This is a genomic window from Limnohabitans sp. B9-3 (assembly GCF_002778325.1).
In the GTDB taxonomy this organism is placed as follows: Bacteria; Pseudomonadota; Gammaproteobacteria; order Burkholderiales; family Burkholderiaceae_C; genus Limnohabitans; species Limnohabitans kasalickyi.
The window spans coordinates 133,097-150,994 of sequence record NZ_NESI01000001.1 but is presented as its reverse complement, the minus strand read 5'-3'; the positions used below and the strand labels follow the sequence as shown (position 1 = coordinate 150,994).

Genomic DNA, 17,898 nt, shown 5'->3' with positions numbered 1-17,898 from the left:
GGCTTTTAAAAGGTTGGAGACCTTGGAGAGAACGATCCGATTGGGAGGTGCTGCGTGCAACACCTCCCAACACGAAGGTCAACGACTTCTTAGAAGTCGTAGCGCATGCCAATGGCAAAGCCTTTGGTGTCTTTGCCGTTAACGGCAGGCGAAACTTTGGAGCCATCTGCTTTGCCTTCAGACCATGGGGCCACTTTGACAGCTGTACCGTTGGTCACCATGGCGTAGTTTGCGTAGAAGCGAAGTTCTTTGCTGATGATGCGGTCGATGCCAACGGCGGTCAATTTGGAGTCCGAGTTGGCTTTGTTAGCCGCACGATCCATCACATGAGCGCGCAACACAGTGTGGTTTGGAACGATTTGATACTCAGCACCAAAGCCTGTGACTTTGCTGCCTTGATCGTCAGTGGGCGTTTTCATGTAATTGGCTTCTTGGAAGAAACCAACCAACTTCAAATCGCTCATGACTTTGTAGGACACAGCCAAACGCATCGCGTCGCGCTTGCCATCAGCATGGTCTTTTTCGTAGCTTTCTTGTGCCAAGGCAGCAGACAAGTCACCAGCGTTGTAGCTGACGGACAGGCTGGTCAAAGCAGTTTCTTTGACAATACCGGTTGCTGTATCCATGGCCGCAACGCCAGTTGACTGGGGTGCATAGGCCACAGCCACACGCACACCACTCATATCGGGCGATTGGTACTGGATGATGTTGTTGGGACGCTCGTCAAACTTGGCACCAGCGCGTGTGATGTTGCGCATGTCGCCCAATTGGTCGCCAAACAAGTCAGCGGCGCCGCGAGCCACTTTCATGGGGGTGTCGAACTTACCGATTTTGACCTGACCAAAGCTGCCTTCGACGCCAGCGAATGTGTCGCGAGATGCGAATGTGTTTGTGCCGGCTTTGTCTGCTGCTTGAGTTGTACCTGTTACGGCAGCTGCTTCAGTGCGGTTGAATTGAATTTCGGATTCAATTTGCCAGATACCTTTTAAATCACCAAAGCTCTTGTCGCCGCGCAAACCCACGCGTGAAGAGTTGCTGGAAAGGTTGTTGGCTTTGTACTTATCGCCGTCGTCTTGGTTTTCCAAGGCGAGGTGCGCACGGCCATAAAACTCCCAGTTGCCTGCGGTTTTGAGTTGGTTAGATTGGGCAACGGCTGAGAATGCAGTGGCGCCCATGGCCATGGCCAAAATGACATTTCTTTTCACGAGTAAAACTCCGGTTGGTTAAAAACCTAAGCAGTGTTGTCTTGGCGTATGACGCGGTAATGAAGAATTTATGAAACTTTTGTGAAACCAACAAATTCACGCACCAAGTGCCATCAATGCAGCCGCGTCAATACCTTGTGTTCGTTTTTCAAGCCAACGCAAAAGCTGTGCGCGCCAGCCATTTGCCTTTTTTGACGGCGCGCAAACCATCGTGTATTCCAACTGCGGCACGCCGCCGCGCTTACGTTTGAAGTCGCCTGCGCCTGAGCTGTAGTTCAACAGCAGTGCATGGGTTTGGGTGTAGTCGTGAATGGCCGAAAACAACAGGCGGTACAAGCCGTCGATCTCGGTGTCGGTGGCGTAGCCCAAGGCTGGCACGGTCAAGGTGTCGCCCACTTGGTAGAGCATGGCAAAGGCCATGGTGCTGCCATTGCTGTGCGTCAACAGCAGCGCACGCATGACTTTCTCGTTGAGCATGTCTTCAAAAAACTCAGGCGTGTACTGCGCGTTGAGTTGGCTGTGCTTGTCTAAATAAATGCGTGTGTAAAGGGCAGCCAAACGACGCGATGTTTGAGGCGTCGCATGCTGAATCACAGACACCTTCAAGCCCGATCGCTTGCGTGCCGTGTGATCGCGCGTAAGGTGTGAAGGTTTGCGCGCTAACCCCTGACGCAAGTCAAACTCGTACACCACGCGTGCGGGCAGAGCCACGAAGCCCAGTCCGCGCAGTGTTGCCATGAGCTCGGCGTGTTTGCTAGCTTGCAAATTGCGCACGGCGACAAAACAATTTGGGCTTTGCGCCAACGCGAGGGTGCACGCTTGTGACAGCGCGTCACCAGAGGCCGCGTTCCACACGTTGGTGGAGACGGGCCAATTGCCGACCAAGACCAAGCGGTCAAGGCCCAGCCAGCGCGCGCCAGTGCCCAAACGTCGCACACCCCAAGCCGCCCACCAGGAGGAGGCTTGCAATTCTTCCGCGGCGTAGTCAAACCAGCCACTGCGCAGTGAGGTGATGTAGCTGGTGTCAGGCGTTCGCAGTGTGCGCGACAGCGTCACGGCCAACGACGACTGGCCCAGCCACTGAAGCTGTGCGCTGGCGTTGCGCATCCAGCGCTCAATTGGCTGGCGGGGCCAAGTGGGTCGCATCAAGCTTGCAAGCGGTACAAATGAAACGCGCCGTAAATGCCAGAGCGGTCGGTGGGGCCCAGTGTGTCTGAGGTGGCATCGTCGCGCACCCACTTGCCTTGCAAGTCGCCCGTGAAGCACACGTCCACGGGCGAGGTGACGCCCGCTGTTCTGAAGATCACGCGTGCACCCGGCTTAGCAGCGCGGGTGATTTCGCGCCACAAAGCGGTGATCTCTTCGTTGGACATCCAGTCTTGTGCATCCAGCAACACCACCGCATCGACACTGCGCACGTCCATGCGCGCAATGGCATCGCGTATGTTGCTTTGCTCGACCGAGAGCTTGTGCACATTGGCTTTGACTTGTGCGTAGTGGCTGCGCATCAAATAGGGTGGCAAAGCGCTTTGACCGGTGGCGTCGTAGCGGCGGCCAAAAGCTTGCCAAGCAAAGTAGTTGTCTTGGATGGGCACTACGGTGGCCAAGCGACGTGCGCGCTCTTTCAGCACCTGCGCCATGTTGTCGGGTTGCTCATCGCACAGCGCGTTGTGCTGGCTAGGAGGAATGCCCAAGTTGTAAAGCGCAAAAGGGCTGCTGCAAATTTTGGCCATCAACTTGGAGTCAAAAATTTTGGCAACCTTGTTGTCAAACCATGTCTCTTGTGCTTGTTGGGTGGGTTGCGTCAACAACTCATCGAGCTTGACGCCGTGCAATTTGGCACCCCAGTGGATGATGCCAATCAACTGACCCAGCAAGCCGTACTTGTAAAAGCCTTTGGCAAACATGCGGATGCGGCGAAAGCCAATGGGGCCACCTTCCCAGTAATGGCGGCTGTCGGCATCGAGTTTGGGTGCAATCAGGGTTTTGTAAACGCGCACATTGCTAGAGGCTTGGGCCACGCCAAAAAACTGGAAGAAGTCGTCGTAATCGGGCAGGGCACGCAGGCCTGCCATTTTGAGTTTGTTCAACGAGACGTGGGCGTGGTTCAAGTCCACCGCCGTCACCTTGGCTGGGTTGGCCGTCAAATACGACAAGGCATTGCATCCGCCAGAGGCGATGGTCACCACATGGTCGTCGGCCCCCAAGTTCAAGGCCTGCATGTCCATCACGGGGTCTTCCCAAATTTGGGTGTAAACCAATTGACGAAACCACATCGCAAACAAACGCTCTTTCAAGGTGGCTTTTTGTTTGTGCCCAAAAACCGCGTTGCTCAACAGTTCTTTAGAACGGTCTGCGGTGGCGCTGGGTGCGGGGATGGTTGGTGTGAATGTCATGACGTACTTTGCGTAAAAGGAACGTCATGGATGATGCGATTCATTCATTAAAAAGGCGTGACGGTTTGGTGTCTTGTTCGTGAATTTTGTGAAATGAATTTCACGTACAGTTCGCGCCATGCGAGTTTTCCAAATCAACACCCAGTCCGTCACAGAGTCGTCACAACTGCCCACTCAGCTGCCCGCGCAGGGCTTCATCTGGATGGCGTTTGCACGGCGCGAATTCGAGGTGTTGCAGCAAGAGATTCAGGGAACCTTAGAGCGCTTGTGTGGCACACAGATTGTGGATTTGCATGTGTCGGATGTGTTGAACAACCAACTGCCCTCGCACTACGACTACACCTCCGATTACAACTTGATGGTGTTTCGCCGTCTTGCTGCGGGTCAAACAGAGTCGGACTTGTCTCGCCCCGGCGAGATCTTGCACCGCTCGCGTGACAAGGGCGGCCCGCCGGTGTTGCACCGCATCGACACCAGCCCTGTGGCTTTTGTGGTGTTTGACCGCGTGGTGTTGACCGTGCACCCCACCGACTGCGCCATTCGTGAGAGCTATGCCGCACGACTGTTGAGTTCGGGCGCTTTGGCTGCCAACGCACAGGCTGGCCAACAGCCCAACCGTTTGCCTGTGAGTCCGCCCGATTTGATGTTGCGTGTGATCAGCCAGATGGTGGACGGTTATCTCAATTTGCGCCGTGAACTCACGCGCCAACTCGATCACTGGCAAAGCGAGCTGATCAACCCCAAAACGCGCTTCAACAACTGGAGCGCTTTGCTGGATGCCCGTCTGTCGCTGCACCATTTGGATGAAATTTGTGAAGACCAGCGCGCTGCGATTCAAGACTGGATCGACGCCCTCGATGCGGTGGTCGAGCCGCATGCTGTGCACCCGCGTTCGTTTGAGTTGCTCAAAGTACGCAGCCGCGATGTGTTGGAGCACATTGAACGTGTGGTTCACCATGTGCGTCGCTTGGAGCAAAGTGCTGAAACGGCCGTGCAAATGCATTTCAACGCGCAGAGCAACCGCACCAACGACATCATGCGCACCTTGACGGTGCTGACGGCGATCTTTTTGCCTTTGAACTTGATCACCGGTTTTTTTGGCATGAATTTCGAAACCTTCGCCGTGCTTCACGATGAACATGGCTTGTGGTGGACGAGCTTGTTCATGGTGGTGCTTGCTGTCAGCTTGGTGGTGTTTTTTTGGCGCAAGCGTTACTTGGGCGGCACCCATTGAGTGGGCGGATCTGTCACTGAATCTTCACAATGGGTCGCTAGAGTTCAGGTCAATTTTTAAATGATTGACATGAAGGTGGCTCTATTTTTCGCGCTATTTTTAAGGTTGTATGCTGCCTGTGTTTACTGCACACCTTGTCTGGGTGCGCCATTCGCAGCTATGCCATTGACCAAGCTGCCAACGCGATAGCAGGCCAAGATTTTGCCGCCGAGGACGATGTGGTGCTGGTGCGTGAAGCCAGCGCTTTCTATCTCAAGATGTCTGAATCGTTGTTGCGTGAGTCGCCTGGCAACCTCCAGTTGGCGCAGTCGGTGGCCGCGGGCTTCACCCAATACGCTTATGCCTTTGTGGCTTTTGAGGCTGAAAAAACGGAGTCTGTGAATGCCAAAGCGGCCTTTGTGTTGCGCGAGCGTGCAGCACGTTTGTACGGCCGAGCACATCGCCATGCAATGACCGCTTTAGAACTCAGCAGTCCAGGGATCAGGCAGGCCTTGAACAGGCCGACGTTTGCGCTGCCACAGCACCCCTCCGAACAACAAGTGGCGCTGGCCTATTGGGCGGCGGCGTCGTGGGGCGGCCTGATTTCGTTGTCCAAAGACCAGCCTGATGTGGTGGCCGACTTACCCCAAGCTATTCGTTTGGCGCAATGGGCTTGGCAGGCCCAGCCGAGTTACGGCCAAGGTGCATTGGCCAGTCTATTGGGTACCTTTGAAGCTGCGCGACCCAACGGGTCGGTCACGCAAGCCGCACAGTATTTCGACCAAGCCCTACGCGACGGTGCTGGCGCTCAAGCTGGGCCTTATGTGGCGAAGGCTGAAAGTATGGCCTTGGTGGCGCAAGACCGCGTGATGTTTGAGCAGTTGTTGCGCCAAGCCATTGAGGTGGCAACACGCCATCGCAATCTGCAAAACGAAGTCATGCGTGAGCGCGCCGTGTGGCTGCTCGACATGACAGACGATTTATTTTGAAAGTTTGTATGTTGAAGTCTGCTTTGTTGGTCATGACCTTGTGTGTGGGGGCTATGAGCCCCGCATTGGCAGCTGATAAACCTTTCCGAATGGGAACGCTGGCGCCTAAAAATTCGCTCTATCACCGCCAACTGCTAGAGGTGGGTGAGGCGTGGCGGGCAGCGCAAGGGGGTGGCGCGAAGTACGTGGTGTATCCAGACGGAAGCCAAGGTGGCGAGACCGAATTGGCGCGCCGTATGCGGATTGGTCAACTGCAAGGCGCCTTGTTGTCAGTCGTGGGCTTGCATGAGATTGAACCCTCGATCAATGCCTTGCAGGCCATGCCGTTGCTGTTCAAAAGCTGGGACGAGGTGGACTATGTGCGCGAAAAAATGCGCCCCGCCATGGAGAAGAAGTTTTTAGACAAAGGCTTTGTGGTGCTCGCTTGGGGTGATGCGGGCTGGGTGCGGTTCTTCTCGAAGGACCCTGCGTTCAAGCCCGATGACTACAAAAAGATGAAATTCTTTGCGTGGGGTGGCGAGGCGGACCAGCAAGAAATCATGAAAAGTTTAGGCTACACACCTGTGCCGCTGGAGACCAGCGACATCTTGCCGTCCATCCAAACGGGCATGATCAATGTGGTGCCTTCGACGCCTTACTTTGCCTTGGCCAGTCAGGTCTACACCATGGCACCCAACATGTTGGAGATCAATTGGGCACCTATCGTGGGCGCCTTGGTGGTGACCAAGAAAGCTTGGGACGAGATGACACCCGCCACGCAGGACGCGGTGCGTGTGGCTGGTGAAAAAGCTGGCGCCCAAATTCGTAGCAAAGCCCGGCAAGAGGTGGAGGAGGCGGTTGACGCCATGAAAAAGCGTGGCCTCGTGGTGAACAAACCCAATACGGAACAAATGCGCGAATGGACCGAGCTGGCCGACAAGCTGTACCCCCGCATCCGTGGCACCTTGGTGCCAGCGGAGACCTTTGACGACGTGTTCCGTCATCTGAAGGCCTACCGCGCCAGCAAGGCCAAGTGATGAAAAAATTTTGGCCCCTGGACGAGGTTCTGGCGGGGTTCGCGCTGGCCTTGATGGCGCTGATTCCCATCGTTGAAATTGTGTCTCGCCCAGTCATGGGCAAGGGCGTTGAAAACGCGCCGGTGTTGGTGCAGCATTTGGGCTTGGTGATGGCCATGTTCGGCGCTTTGGCGGCCGAACGCTACGGTCATCTGACCAGTTTGGGCGCTGTTTTTCAAGGCTTTATCGCTTGTGCGCAAGGCGCGGCTTCATTGGTGAGCGGGGTGTTGGTCTGGGCGAGTTGGCAGTTGGTGGTGAGCGAGTGGGAGGGCGCGCAATCGTTGGCCTATGGCCTGCCCATGTGGTGGGTGCAAATGGCCATGCCTGTGGGCTTTGCGCTGTTGGGCATGAAGTTGGCCATGCGATCAACGCCGCTGTGGAGATGGCAGATTTTTCTTGGGTTTTTGTTGCCAACGGCAGGCTTCGTTTTGGGGTGGTTGGGCGATGGCGATGCGCTGGCTTTGTGGCCCATGCTGCTGGGTTTGGTCTTGATGCTGTTGTGTGGCGCGCCAATTTTTGCTGTGTTGGGTGGTTTGGCACTGGCGCTGTTTTGGCAAGAAGGTTTGCCACTGGCCTCTATTGCGTTGTCGCATTACCAAATCACGGTCAATCCGTCTTTGCCTGCTTTGCCTTTGTTCACCTTGGCGGGTTTGGTCTTTGCGCGCACGGGTGCTGCGCAGCGATTGGGGGCCGTCTTTTTGGCCATGTTTGGTCAAGGTGTGTCGGGTTCGGTGCTGGCCGCAACGGTGTTGTGTTCGGTGTTCACGGCGTTCACGGGTGGCAGTGGCGTGACGATTTTGGCGTTGGGCGGGTTGTTGCTGCCGTTGTTACGCAACGCGGGTTACCCAGAGAAAAAGGGCATCAGTTTGGTGACCAGTGCCAGTGCGTTGGGGGTCTTGTTGGCCCCCTCGGTGCCGCTCATCATGTACGCCATCATTGCCCGCGTGCCCATCAACACCATGTTTTTGGCTGGCTTGATTCCAGCTGTGGTGATGGTGGCGTGTTTGTTGGTATTTGGGGGGTACTTGCGCGTGTCAGCAACGGCAGATCCCCAAAATTTACCGATGTCTCTGCCACCATCGCTTTCTTTGTCGACGGCCGCGTGGCAAGCCAAGTGGGAAATATTGGCGCCCGTTGTGGCGATTGGTTCGTTGGTCTCTGGCTTCGCCACACCAACCGAAAGTGCGGCTTTGACGGCTGTTTACGCCGTGCTCACGCAAGCCTTTGCGCATGGTGAGTTGAGCGGCCGCTTGTTAGGGCAGTGCTTGTCAACGTGTGCACAAATCATTGGCGGCGTGATGTTGATTTTGGGCATGGCCTTGGGGCTGACCAACTTCTTGATCGATGCGGGCATCCCCGATTTGGCGATTGACTGGGTGCAGGGCATCACCGCCAACAAATGGGTGTTCTTGTTGGCGTTGAACGTGTTTTTGTTCTTCGCGGGTGCCTTGATGGAAATCTACGCGGCCATTGTGGTTCTGGTGCCGTTGTTGTTGCCTCTCGCCATGAGTTACGGCATCGACCCCGTTCACTTTGGCATCATTTTTTTGGCCAACATGGAGATGGGGTTCTTGTGCCCGCCCGCTGGCATGAACCTTTACTTTGCATCCGCCGTGTTTGGCAAGAGTTTGCGAGAGGTCGCCCTGTCAGTGCTGCCCGCTTTGGCGGCCATTTTTGTGGGAACGGTTTTGATTTCTTGGTTGCCCATCGTGGCCACGGGTTTACCGGCCCTGGTGGCCGCAGGCTGGCGTTGAAGGTAACCAGCTTCAGGTGGCTCAGACAGCGCTGAGTGCTTCGAGTTGCGTCATCACGCTGTTGCGTGCCAGCAAGGCCAAGCTTTTTCTGGAGTGACCTTGAGGTAACAAACAGGGGCCTGCATGCAGGGTGATGCAGATGCCGTCTCGGGCGCGCATCACTTGGTGCAGCGATCTCAGAAAACTCAAATCGCCCACGAACGCAGCACGCGTGCAATGCGCACCCGTTTGTGAGCTGGTGTAGCGCAGTGCCAAGGGTTGCACAGGCACGTCCTGGTGAATGGCCGACTCAAACAAATTGGCGTGAAACATTTCAACGGTGTGGCCCAAGGTACTGGTGCCCTCAGGGAATCCCGCCACGTTGTGCCCACTTTGCATGGCGTCGGCAACTTGGGTCACCATTTTTCGTGCAGAGCTGGGTGAGCCACGGTTAACAAACACCACGCCGCAGGCTTGGGCAATGGCACCCACAATGGGCCAGCGTCGCACTTCTTGTTTGGCCACAAAGATGCTGGGTTGCACCGTTTGAATGACCACTGGGTCCAGCCAAGACACATGGTTGGCCACCAACAGTTGAGGCGTGTTGGACAACGGCGGGCGCTGAATGTGGCCCACGACGTTGACGGTCACGCCCATGACCGCCAAGGTCTCAGCGGACCAAGTTTGGATGGCGAGAAGTTTTTCTTCGCGGTGAAGGCGTGGAAATTGCACCCACAAAATCCAAAACGCACGAACAAAGGCCTGTAAGAGGCGTAGGTATTTGATGAACAACATAAGCGATGAAAAGTTTAAGCCTCGCATATGACAAAGCGGTGAAGACGACGCGCCTGTGTCATCAAAATTTCATGGTTTCGTCTTTGTCCCGTCATCTGATGTTTTCAAAATTGCTGTCATTGCAAGACACGCATCACGTCAAACAAAGGACTGACCATGAAAGAATTGCCAAACCCCACCATGCCCTTGTCGTTGATCGATTTCCCACGGGGGTCGCTTCATCGACACGATCGTCAAACTCAAGAAAATTTTGTCGCGCCCCAAAAAGCTAAAGAGCGTCCAGCGCTGATTGTGGAATGGGCCAAGCACCAAGACGAGGTGCGTGAAGCCCAGCGTTTGCGCTACGACGTGTTTGCCACTGAGATGGGCGCACGTCTGAAAGAAAGCATTCCAGGTCATGACATCGATTTGTTTGATGATTACTGCGAGCACTTGATCATTCGCGATGATGCCACCGAGCAAGTGATTGGCACTTACCGCGTGCTGACCCCTGTGCAAGCCAAACGCATCGGCAGCACCTATTCAGACTTGGAATTTGATTTAACCCGACTGCGTGGCTATCGCGATCGCATGGTCGAGTTGGGTCGTAGCTGCGTGCATCCAGAGCACCGCCACGGTGGTGTGATCATGGCTTTGTGGGGCGCATTGGCGGAGTTCATGGTGCGCAACAAGTTGGACGTGATGATTGGCTGTGCCAGCATTCCCATGCTGCACCAAGGGGTGATCAGCGGCGAAGTGGCTGCGAGCATTTGGCACCAGCTCAAGCACAGTCATTTGGCTGATGTGTCGGACCATGTCACGCCTCGCTTGGCCTTGCCGGTTGACGAGTGGGAGGTGAACGCCGCGTTTGAGCCGCCTGCACTGATCAAAGGCTATTTACGCTTGGGCGCCAAAGTACTGGGCGCACCCGCTTGGGACCCAGATTTCAACACGGCGGACTTGCCCATGTTGATGAAGATTCACGACATGCCAGCGCGTTACCGCAAACACTTTTTGGGTGCTTGATGCATTACAGGGCGATCTTTATTTCTGATTTGCATTTGGGAACGCCCGGATGCCAAGCCGACGCTTTGCTTGACTTCTTAAAGCTCAACACCAGCGACTACCTGTACTTGGTGGGTGACATCGTCGATGGCTGGCAATTGCGTCGCAAATGGTATTGGCCACAGGCCCACAACGATGTGGTGCAAAAGCTGTTGCGCAAAGCGAGAAAAGGCTGCCGCGTGATTTACGTGCCCGGCAACCACGATGAGTTTGCGCGTGGGTTTTTAGACCATCAATTCGGTGGCATTGAGGTGGTAGAAGAGTCCGTACACATCACCGCAGACGGTCGCAAGTTGTGGGTCATCCATGGTGACTACTTTGACGCCGTGGTGCAGCAAGCCAAATGGTTGGCCTATGTGGGCGACTATTTGTACGAGTTCACCCTCAAGCTCAACCGTTACTTGAACAACATGCGCGGGCGCTTGGGTTTTCCTTACTGGTCCCTCTCAGCTTATCTGAAGCACAAAGTGAAAAAAGCCTTGAACTACGTCACGGATTTTGAAAATGCTGTGGCCCAAGAAGCGGCCAAGCATGGTTATCAAGGCGTGGTGTGCGGCCACATTCACCGGGCTGAGATTCGCGATGTGAATGGCGTGTTGTATTGCAACGATGGGGACTGGGTGGAAAGCCGCAGCGCCTTGGTCGAGCACAAAGACGGGCGTTTGGAGCTGCTGTTTTGGAACGCGGAAGCCAAAGCCGTTGAAAAACCCAAGGTCTTGAAGCTCGCATGAGGATCGCACTCATCACTGACGCATGGCGTCCTCAAATCAATGGCGTGGTGACCACTCTGGTTGAGTTGGTGGACCAACTGCAGGCACAAGGCCATGAGGTGGAGGTGGTGCATCCGGCCTTGTTTCAAACACGTCCATGCCCGGGTTATGCGGGTATTGACTTGGCGGTTCGTCCGTATTCGCAGTTGCAAGTTCAGCTGGATGGATTCAAGCCTGATGCGATTCATATCGCGACCGAAGGCCCTTTAGGTTGGGCAGCGCGCAAATATTGTTTAAAAAATAAATTTCCCTTCACCAGCGCGTTTCACACCCGATTTCCGGAAGTGCTGAAGGCGGCATTGCGTGTGCCCCTGTGGCTGGGTTATGCCCTGTTTCGGCATTTTCACAGGCCTTCTGCAGGTGTGATGGTGCCCACGCAAGGGGTGATGCGCTTGCTGGACGGCAGAGGTTTTAAGAACCTGCGCAGTTGGACGCATGGGGTGGACATGGGCTTGTTTGAGTTTTCGTCCACGGTGCAGAACCATCCCGGTTTGGATGATTTGCCTCGGCCAGTCGCCTTGTATGTGGGGCGTGTGTCGTACGAAAAAAACATCGACAGCTTTTTGGCCATGCCTTGGCAGGGAAGCAAGGTGGTGTGCGGCGTGGGGCCTCTGGAGGCATCGCTGAAGCAGCGCTTTCCAGATGTGCGTTGGTTAGGGGTGTTGCCCCGAGAAGAGTTAGCCAAGGTGTACGCCAGTGCTGATGTGTTCACGTTTCCCAGCCGTAACGAAACATTTGGCTTGGTGATGTTGGAGGCCATGGCATGCGGCACGCCTGTGGCGGCTTACCCCGTCGATGGGCCCTTGGAGGTTTTAAAAGACCATGCCGGTCACATTCAGCGACCCCAGGGCGGTGTGCTGCACGAGGACTTGGCTTTGGCCAGTCGGGAAGCTTTGAACGTCCTGCGACATGACGCCCGTCTTCAAGCGCTGAGCTTCAGCTGGGACGAGGCGACGCGCTTGTTTGAGTCACATTTGGTTCAGTTGCCACCTCGGAGTCGTTGACCCTCAAAGGTGTGTTGCCGCACAGACGTTTCTTTGTCAAATCTGCCATGCTGATGCAAATGCGTTGATTTGTCACAAGATTGTCATGATGGCAAGACAGACTTGCGTACATAGAAATTAGGTTTGCACATGACGACTCCGCCAACGCCCCCCAAAACTCCCACAGCCACGGTTTCCACCGACTGGCTGGACCGCGATTTGAGTTTGCTGGCCTTCAACGCCCGCGTGCTCGATTGGGCGAAGCGTCCAGAGGTTCCCCTGTTGGAGCGTGTGCGCTACCTGTGCATCGTGTCGTCGAATTTGGATGAATTTTTTGAGGTCCGTGCTGCCTTGTATTCCAGCATCGAAAACCCCAAAGCCCCCCCAGATGCGGCCAGTGCCAAAGCACAGCTCAACCTCAGTGAAGTCGCACACGCTTTGGTGGATGAGCAATACGCGCTCTACAACGATGTGTTGATGCCGGCGTTTGCCAAAGAAGGCGTGCGAATTTTGTCGCACAGCGAGCGTAATTTGGCGCAGCACCGCTGGGTCAAGTCATTCTTTGATCGCGAAGTGCGTCCCTTGTTGTTGCCCGTTGGCCTCGACCCCGCACACCCATTTCCACAGGTGGCCAACAAATCACTCAATTTCATCGTGCGTTTGTCGGGCAACGACGCGTTTGGCCGCGACAACGAGATTGCGATTGTCAAGGTGCCCCGCAGCTTGCCGCGTCTGATTCCTGTGCCAGAGAAGCTGTCTGGCAAGCGTCAGTTGTTTGTGTCGATTTCCAGTGTGATCCGTGCACATCTGAAAGACCTGTTCCCTGGCCGCGAGGTGGGGCAGTTTTCACAGTTCCGCGTGACCCGCCACTCCGATTTGGCGGTCGACGAAGAGGACGTGAAAAACCTGCGCACCGCATTGCGTCAAGGGCTGGTGCACCGCAACTACGGACAGGCTGTGCGCTTAGAGGTGTCGGCTGGTTGCTCTGAGCACTTGTCTAACTTTTTGTTGGAGCAGTTTGAGTTACCCCCCTCTGCGCTTTACCGTGTGCATGGCCCCGTGAACTTAGTTCGTCTGAACCAGTTGATTGATTTGGTAGACAACCCCAAGTGGTTGTTCCCGCGCTACGTGGGAAGCTTTCCGCATCAAATCAACCCGAACACGTCCATCTTTGAACAGCTTCAGGCCGGTGATGTGCTGATCCATCAGCCGTATGAAAGTTTTGATGGTGTGCTGTCCTTTTTGCGTGATGCCGTGCGTGACCCCGATGTGTTGGCGATCAAGCAAACCATTTACCGCACCGGCGCCGACTCTGTGTTGATGGAGCTCTTGCGTGAGGCCGTGCAGCGTGGCAAAGAGGTGACGGTGGTGGTGGAATTGAAGGCCCGCTTTGACGAAGAGGCCAACATCAATTGGGCCGAAAAACTCGAATACATCGGTGCCCAAGTGGTGTACGGCGTGGTGGGTTTGAAGACGCATGCCAAGATGCTTTTGGTGTCGCGCCGCGAAGGTCGCGTGATTCGCCGCTACGCCCACATGTCCACGGGCAACTACAACCCGCGCACAGCCAAGCTCTATACCGATTTGAGCCATCTCACCTGCGACCCTAAGCTGACGCAAGACGTTGAAACTGTTTTCAACTTATTGGCCAGCCAAAGCAAAATCCCACGCCTCAACAAGATGCTGATTGCGCCGTTCCATCTGCAACGCAGCCTCATCGAATGGGTCGACAAGACAGCCGTTTCTGCCTTGGCCGGTGTGGCCAGCCGGATTGTGTTGAAGATGAACACGCTGACCGACGAAAAGCTGATGGAAGCCTTGGTGCGTGCTGGACAGGCCGGCGTGCAAATTGATTTGATCGTGCGTGGTGCTTGCATGCTGCCCGCGCAACGCCCCGGTTTTACCGACAACATTCGTGTGCGTTCCATCATTGGCCAATTCTTGGAGCATTCACGGGTGTTCTACTTTGCCAGCGGTGACCAAGAGACACTTTATTTGTCCAGCGCCGATTGGATGAACCGCAACATGCTGCGCCGCGTGGAGCTGGCATGGCCGGTGGAAGATGTAGCTCTGCGAAAGCGCATCATCAACGAATGCTTGTTGGCCTATTTGCACGACACCGTGGACGCTTGGGTTTTGCATGCAGACGGCCAATACAAGCGTGCACAACCGAGCAAGAGTCGTTCTGCCAAAGCCAAAGAGCCACACAGTGCACAAGCGGCGTTGAAGGCGCTGTATTCAGCCAAAGCGTGAGGGGGAGGCTATGGATTTGATTGTTTGGCGTCACGCAGAAGCCGAAGTGGCTGCAGAGGGCGGTGATGACTTGTCGCGTGCCCTGACGTCCAAGGGTGAGCGTCAAGCCCAGCGAATGGCCAAATGGCTGGATACGCATTTGCCAGAGGGCACCCGTGTGCTGTGTAGTCCTGCCAAACGCACCGAGCAAACGGTGAGAGCCTTGGGCCGTAAATACAAGTTGCGCGAAGAGCTGGTGCCTGAGAGCACAGCTGACGCGGTACTTGATTTGGTCAAGTGGCATCCCGAAAGCGGCCCGCAAGGCAAAGGTCCGGTGCTCTTGGTCGGGCACCAACCTTATATGGGTGCCCTGGTGGCGCGTTTGCTGGGCATGCCCGAGCAAGCTTGCGCCATTCGCAAGGGCAGCGTGTGGTGGCTGCGCACACGCATGCGCGAAGGTCAACTGCAAACGGTGCTGTTGACCGTGGTCTGCCCCGACCTTATTTCGCGTTTGTGGGACGACCGGTCTTGATCGTGGGCACCTTGATCAAGGCTGCTTTGAACTGAATGTCACTCATGGCGGCCAGTGCTTTGATGCCAGCGCGCAAGAGCTCGCTTTTCTTGACGGCTTGACCCAATTTGCCGCCGCGCATTTTGAGCGCGTCGATCACTTCGTATTCGTCTTTGGGAATGGTGAAGCTGTCACGGACCAGTTTGGGTTTTTTCACTTTGGCAGGTTTTTCAAGTTTGGCAGGCTTGGGGGCAACCATGGCCTTTTGAGGTGCTGCGACTTTCGTGGCTTTCACAGGCTTTGCTTTGGGCGTTGCGGGCTTAGCCGCAGTTTTTGCAGCAGGTTTAGAGGCAGGTTTAACCGCTGCTTTGACCACTGGTTTGGCAGGCGCTTTTGTTGTTGCTTTTTTAGCGACGGCCTTTTTAGCAGTAGCAAGGGGCTTGACAGAGGTCTTGGGTGCAGCTGCTTTCACGGCTTGTGGCGCAACCGCTTTGGTTTCTGAGGCTGTTTTGGCTGGGGTGGCTTGGGCTGTCATTGGTGATCCTTGATTTGAAAAAGAGTAAACAGTATAAACCGTTTACTCTTTTTGTCAATCAGTTGAAAATTGCAGCGACCAAGATGTTCTCTCCCAAGCTAGAGCCTCTTGCCTGAGTAAGTGTGCAGATTGTGGGTAGCGTTTTGTCCAAGTGGCATCGGCCGTTAAAACGAAGTGTTGTTTCAGATCGTGACAGCGCAACGACAGGCCGTTGTGCTCCGGTTCTTTGCGGGCATGGCACAAAATGATGGCGATGCGCAGAGCCAGCAAGAGTTTGACAAATTCAGGCTCATCAAACTCGGCTTCTAGTTTTTTCAATTTGCCACGCTGCCCTAAGACCAACACGCCCAAGCGATGCAACTCTTGCATGCCAAAACCCAGCAAGTCGGCATTGTCCAAAATATAGGCGCCGTGCTTGTGGTAATCGGTGTGCGAGATGGCCACGCCGATTTCGTGCAACTGTGCAGCCCAACTCAGTTTGCGTTTTAGCCTGTTCGTGGGTGTGGCCTCTTGGGGGGCGATGCGATCGAACAGCGTCAGGGCTGCTTTGCTGACGCGCAGGGCTTGAGCCGCATCGATTGCAAATTTTTGAGCCAGACGCTGCACGGACACGTCTCGCGTATCGGTGGTGTGGTCATCGCGTTCGACCATCTCAAACAGGACCCCGTGGCGCAAGGCGCCTTGCGCCACTTGCAAGGTTTCAATGTCGAGCAACTCCATCAACGCGCGCAACACGCTGACACCGCCGCCAATCACGGCGCGTCGGTCTTCTTTCAAACCTTCCATGCGCACGTTGGAGGCATGACCTGCGCGCAGCAAACACTTCACCAGCCAGTTCAAGCCTTCAAGCGTCACTTGCCCTTCGGGCCATCCAGCAAGTGCCAAGATGTCTGCCACAGCGCCCACGGTGCCTGAGGCGCCGTACGCTTTGTCCCACTGCGCGCGGGGGTAGCTGCTGAGTGCTTCTTCCAGCACCGCTTGAGCCGCAATTTCAGCACGGTAGAAACTTTGTTCGGTGAACTCACCTTGCGGAAAATAGCTCATCGACCACGTCACGCTGCCCACATGAAAGGACGCTGTTTCTGTGGCTTGTGTGCCTGTTCCAAGCACCAACTCGGTGGAGCGTCCGCCAATGTCAATGACCAAACGGCGTTCGTCGCTGTGGGGCAGCATGTGCGACACGCCTTGGTAAATCAAGCGTGCTTCTTCCGTTCCTGCAATCACTTCAATGGGAAAACCCAAGATCTCACAGCCGCGTTGGATGAACGCATCACGGTTTTTGGCTTCGCGCAGCGTTTGTGTGGCAACTGCGCGGACTTGGGCTTTTTTGAAGCCAGACAAGCGTTCGGCAAAACGCGCTAGGCATGCCCAACCTCGCTCCATGGCTTCTGGCGTGAGGTTTCGGTTTTCGTCCAGACCGTTGCCTTGACGGACGGTTTCTTTCAAATATTCGATGCGTTGAATTTGTCCGTGGTCGTAGCGGCCAATTTCTAGTCGGAAGCTGTTGGAGCCTAAGTCGATTGCTGCAAGTAAGGTGCCGTGATTCATAAAAACAATATTATCTTTTTTTCGTGACAAATTGATGTCAACTTTGTGAATTCACCGAATTGAAACAAAGGCTTTCTACAATGTACACACCGCACACCTGAGCTGTGTTTTAACCTTCCTTCAACGTGCTCCGCCTCATGCCTCCTTTTAAATCTTTGCGACAAATGGCGTTGGCTTTTGGCGTGGCTTTGTTGTGCATGGCCGAAGCTCAAGCGGCGCGTCCTATGAGCACGGATGACGCCAACATCGTGGATGAAAAATCTTGCCAGCTGGAGGCGTGGGTGAAAACCACGCACACCTCGTTAGAGCGCTGGGCGCTGCCTGGTTGCAACTTTGGCGGTGAGATGGAGTGGACGCTGGGTGGTAATTCCCAAGCCGAAGATGTGGTGGGCCATACCCAGTATTGGGTGGGCCAAGTGAAAAAGCGTTGGCTGCCTGTGGGTGAGGGCAGGGTAGGCGTTTCAACCACGGTGGGTGTCACGTCCATGCGGCCTGCCTCGGCTCTGCGACCCAGCGACAAAGACTACTACCTCAACGTGCCCGTTACCGTGCCTTTCGGGGCAGACCGTTTTTTACACGTCAATGCAGGGTGGGTGCAGCATCAAAGCTTGGGCGTGAGCCGGACTACGTGGGGCTTAGGGGGCGAGTTCCCACTGAGCGCGAAGGTCATTGCCATTGCAGAAACCTTTGGCGAACAAGATGCGGGCCGGCGTTATCAACTCGGACTTCGTGTCTGGTTAGTGCCGCAACGCGTTCAGGTGGACACCACGTATGGCAATCAAGTCGGCATGCCTGAACAGATGCGTTGGATTTCCGTGGGTTTGCGCTTGCTAACCCCCGCTTTTTTGCCTTAGCCTTGTCCCCTTCGTGAAGGCGCTGGCAACCATGG

General features: G+C 55.3%; 16 protein-coding genes. 10 read left to right on the top strand and 6 right to left on the bottom strand.

Going from position 1 to position 17,898, the window contains the following annotated elements; translation table 11 throughout:
* Positions 1-89: 89 nt before the first annotated feature.
* From B9Z42_RS00730 to B9Z42_RS00720, 3 genes are all read right to left on the bottom strand, one after another.
* Entirely contained in the window at positions 90-1,205 is a 1,116-nt protein-coding gene (locus B9Z42_RS00730) for a porin (RefSeq protein ID WP_100131427.1), read from the bottom strand.
* A gap of 96 nt (positions 1,206-1,301) precedes the next feature.
* On the bottom strand, positions 1,302-2,351 hold the full coding sequence (locus tag B9Z42_RS00725) for a hypothetical protein (RefSeq protein WP_100131426.1): 1,050 nt from the start codon (positions 2,349-2,351) through the stop codon (positions 1,302-1,304).
* A complete protein-coding gene (locus B9Z42_RS00720) occupies positions 2,351-3,601 on the bottom strand; it encodes a DUF3419 family protein (RefSeq protein ID WP_100131425.1) in 1,251 nt (416 codons plus the stop codon). The genes B9Z42_RS00725 and B9Z42_RS00720 overlap by 1 nt, the downstream gene beginning before the upstream one ends.
* Before the next feature lie 118 nt (positions 3,602-3,719).
* On the opposite strand from B9Z42_RS00720, the gene B9Z42_RS00715 reads away from it, so the two are divergent.
* The 4 genes from B9Z42_RS00715 (at position 3,720) to B9Z42_RS00700 (ending at position 8,612) form a co-directional block, all read left to right on the top strand.
* Positions 3,720-4,835, top strand: a complete 1,116-nt coding sequence (locus B9Z42_RS00715; RefSeq protein ID WP_100131424.1) for a magnesium transporter CorA family protein — start codon at positions 3,720-3,722, stop codon at positions 4,833-4,835.
* Positions 4,836-4,969: 134 nt separating this feature from the next.
* On the top strand, positions 4,970-5,803 hold the full coding sequence (locus B9Z42_RS00710; RefSeq protein WP_233203472.1) for a TRAP transporter TatT component family protein: 834 nt from the start codon (positions 4,970-4,972) through the stop codon (positions 5,801-5,803).
* 8 nt (positions 5,804-5,811) lie between these two features.
* Positions 5,812-6,819, top strand: coding sequence for a TRAP transporter substrate-binding protein DctP (gene dctP / locus B9Z42_RS00705; RefSeq protein ID WP_100131422.1), 1,008 nt, complete (start codon positions 5,812-5,814; stop codon positions 6,817-6,819).
* Entirely contained in the window at positions 6,819-8,612 is a 1,794-nt protein-coding gene (locus B9Z42_RS00700; protein WP_100131421.1) for a TRAP transporter large permease subunit, read from the top strand. The genes dctP and B9Z42_RS00700 overlap by 1 nt, the downstream gene beginning before the upstream one ends.
* Positions 8,613-8,633: 21 nt before the next feature.
* Here B9Z42_RS00700 and B9Z42_RS00695 read toward each other — a convergent pair whose 3' ends face one another.
* Positions 8,634-9,386: a 1-acyl-sn-glycerol-3-phosphate acyltransferase gene (locus tag B9Z42_RS00695; RefSeq protein ID WP_158235880.1), complete on the bottom strand. Its 753-nt coding sequence runs from the start codon at positions 9,384-9,386 to the stop codon at positions 8,634-8,636.
* Positions 9,387-9,542: 156 nt separating this feature from the next.
* Between B9Z42_RS00695 and B9Z42_RS00690 the strand changes: the two genes are divergently transcribed.
* From B9Z42_RS00690 to B9Z42_RS00670, 5 genes are all read left to right on the top strand, one after another.
* On the top strand, positions 9,543-10,391 hold the full coding sequence (locus tag B9Z42_RS00690) for a GNAT family N-acetyltransferase (RefSeq protein WP_100131419.1): 849 nt from the start codon (positions 9,543-9,545) through the stop codon (positions 10,389-10,391).
* The gene (locus B9Z42_RS00685) at positions 10,391-11,161 is read left to right on the top strand and encodes a UDP-2,3-diacylglucosamine diphosphatase (protein WP_100131418.1); all 771 of its coding nucleotides are present in this window, start codon (positions 10,391-10,393) and stop codon (positions 11,159-11,161) included. The genes B9Z42_RS00690 and B9Z42_RS00685 overlap by 1 nt, the downstream gene beginning before the upstream one ends.
* Positions 11,158-12,204 carry a glycosyltransferase family 1 protein gene (locus B9Z42_RS00680; protein WP_100131417.1) on the top strand — a complete coding sequence of 349 codons (1,047 nt, stop codon included), beginning with the start codon at positions 11,158-11,160 and terminating at the stop codon, positions 12,202-12,204. The genes B9Z42_RS00685 and B9Z42_RS00680 overlap by 4 nt, the downstream gene beginning before the upstream one ends.
* Positions 12,205-12,333: 129 nt before the next feature.
* Positions 12,334-14,436 (top strand): polyphosphate kinase 1, encoded by a 2,103-nt coding sequence (gene ppk1 / locus B9Z42_RS00675; RefSeq protein WP_100131416.1) that lies wholly within the window; start codon positions 12,334-12,336, stop codon positions 14,434-14,436.
* A 10-nt stretch (positions 14,437-14,446) separates the two neighbouring features.
* Entirely contained in the window at positions 14,447-14,947 is a 501-nt protein-coding gene (locus B9Z42_RS00670; RefSeq protein ID WP_100131415.1) for a histidine phosphatase family protein, read from the top strand.
* Here the strand turns inward: B9Z42_RS00670 and B9Z42_RS00665 are convergent.
* Together B9Z42_RS00665 and ppx are read right to left on the bottom strand one after the other, a co-directional pair.
* On the bottom strand, positions 14,916-15,461 hold the full coding sequence (locus tag B9Z42_RS00665; RefSeq protein ID WP_233203471.1) for a hypothetical protein: 546 nt from the start codon (positions 15,459-15,461) through the stop codon (positions 14,916-14,918). The genes B9Z42_RS00670 and B9Z42_RS00665 overlap by 32 nt on opposite strands.
* A 54-nt stretch (positions 15,462-15,515) precedes the next feature.
* Positions 15,516-17,009 (bottom strand): exopolyphosphatase, encoded by a 1,494-nt coding sequence (gene ppx / locus B9Z42_RS00660; protein WP_100131414.1) that lies wholly within the window; start codon positions 17,007-17,009, stop codon positions 15,516-15,518.
* Between the two features lie 137 nt (positions 17,010-17,146).
* Between ppx and B9Z42_RS00655 the strand changes: the two genes are divergently transcribed.
* The gene (locus B9Z42_RS00655) at positions 17,147-17,863 is read left to right on the top strand and encodes a hypothetical protein (protein ID WP_143474010.1); all 717 of its coding nucleotides are present in this window, start codon (positions 17,147-17,149) and stop codon (positions 17,861-17,863) included.
* The last annotated feature ends 35 nt before the right edge of the window (positions 17,864-17,898 follow it).

Bases quoted from the DNA above. Each gene is read 5' to 3' on its own strand.
- B9Z42_RS00720 (WP_100131425.1), bottom strand. From the start codon at position 3,601: ATGACATTCACACCAACCATCCCCGCACCCAGCGCCACCGCAGACCGT.
- B9Z42_RS00695 (WP_158235880.1), bottom strand. From the start codon at position 9,386: ATGTTGTTCATCAAATACCTACGCCTCTTACAGGCCTTTGTTCGTGCG.
- ppx (WP_100131414.1), bottom strand. From the start codon at position 17,009: ATGAATCACGGCACCTTACTTGCAGCAATCGACTTAGGCTCCAACAGC.
- B9Z42_RS00700 (WP_100131421.1), top strand. From the start codon at position 6,819: ATGAAAAAATTTTGGCCCCTGGACGAGGTTCTGGCGGGGTTCGCGCTG.
- B9Z42_RS00715 (WP_100131424.1), top strand. From the start codon at position 3,720: ATGCGAGTTTTCCAAATCAACACCCAGTCCGTCACAGAGTCGTCACAA.
- dctP (WP_100131422.1), top strand. From the start codon at position 5,812: ATGTTGAAGTCTGCTTTGTTGGTCATGACCTTGTGTGTGGGGGCTATG.
- ppk1 (WP_100131416.1), top strand. From the start codon at position 12,334: ATGACGACTCCGCCAACGCCCCCCAAAACTCCCACAGCCACGGTTTCC.
- B9Z42_RS00680 (WP_100131417.1), top strand. From the start codon at position 11,158: ATGAGGATCGCACTCATCACTGACGCATGGCGTCCTCAAATCAATGGC.
- B9Z42_RS00685 (WP_100131418.1), top strand. From the start codon at position 10,391: ATGCATTACAGGGCGATCTTTATTTCTGATTTGCATTTGGGAACGCCC.
- B9Z42_RS00655 (WP_143474010.1), top strand. From the start codon at position 17,147: ATGCCTCCTTTTAAATCTTTGCGACAAATGGCGTTGGCTTTTGGCGTG.
- B9Z42_RS00725 (WP_100131426.1), bottom strand. From the start codon at position 2,351: ATGCGACCCACTTGGCCCCGCCAGCCAATTGAGCGCTGGATGCGCAAC.
- B9Z42_RS00690 (WP_100131419.1), top strand. From the start codon at position 9,543: ATGAAAGAATTGCCAAACCCCACCATGCCCTTGTCGTTGATCGATTTC.
- B9Z42_RS00665 (WP_233203471.1), bottom strand. From the start codon at position 15,461: ATGACAGCCCAAGCCACCCCAGCCAAAACAGCCTCAGAAACCAAAGCG.
- B9Z42_RS00670 (WP_100131415.1), top strand. From the start codon at position 14,447: ATGGATTTGATTGTTTGGCGTCACGCAGAAGCCGAAGTGGCTGCAGAG.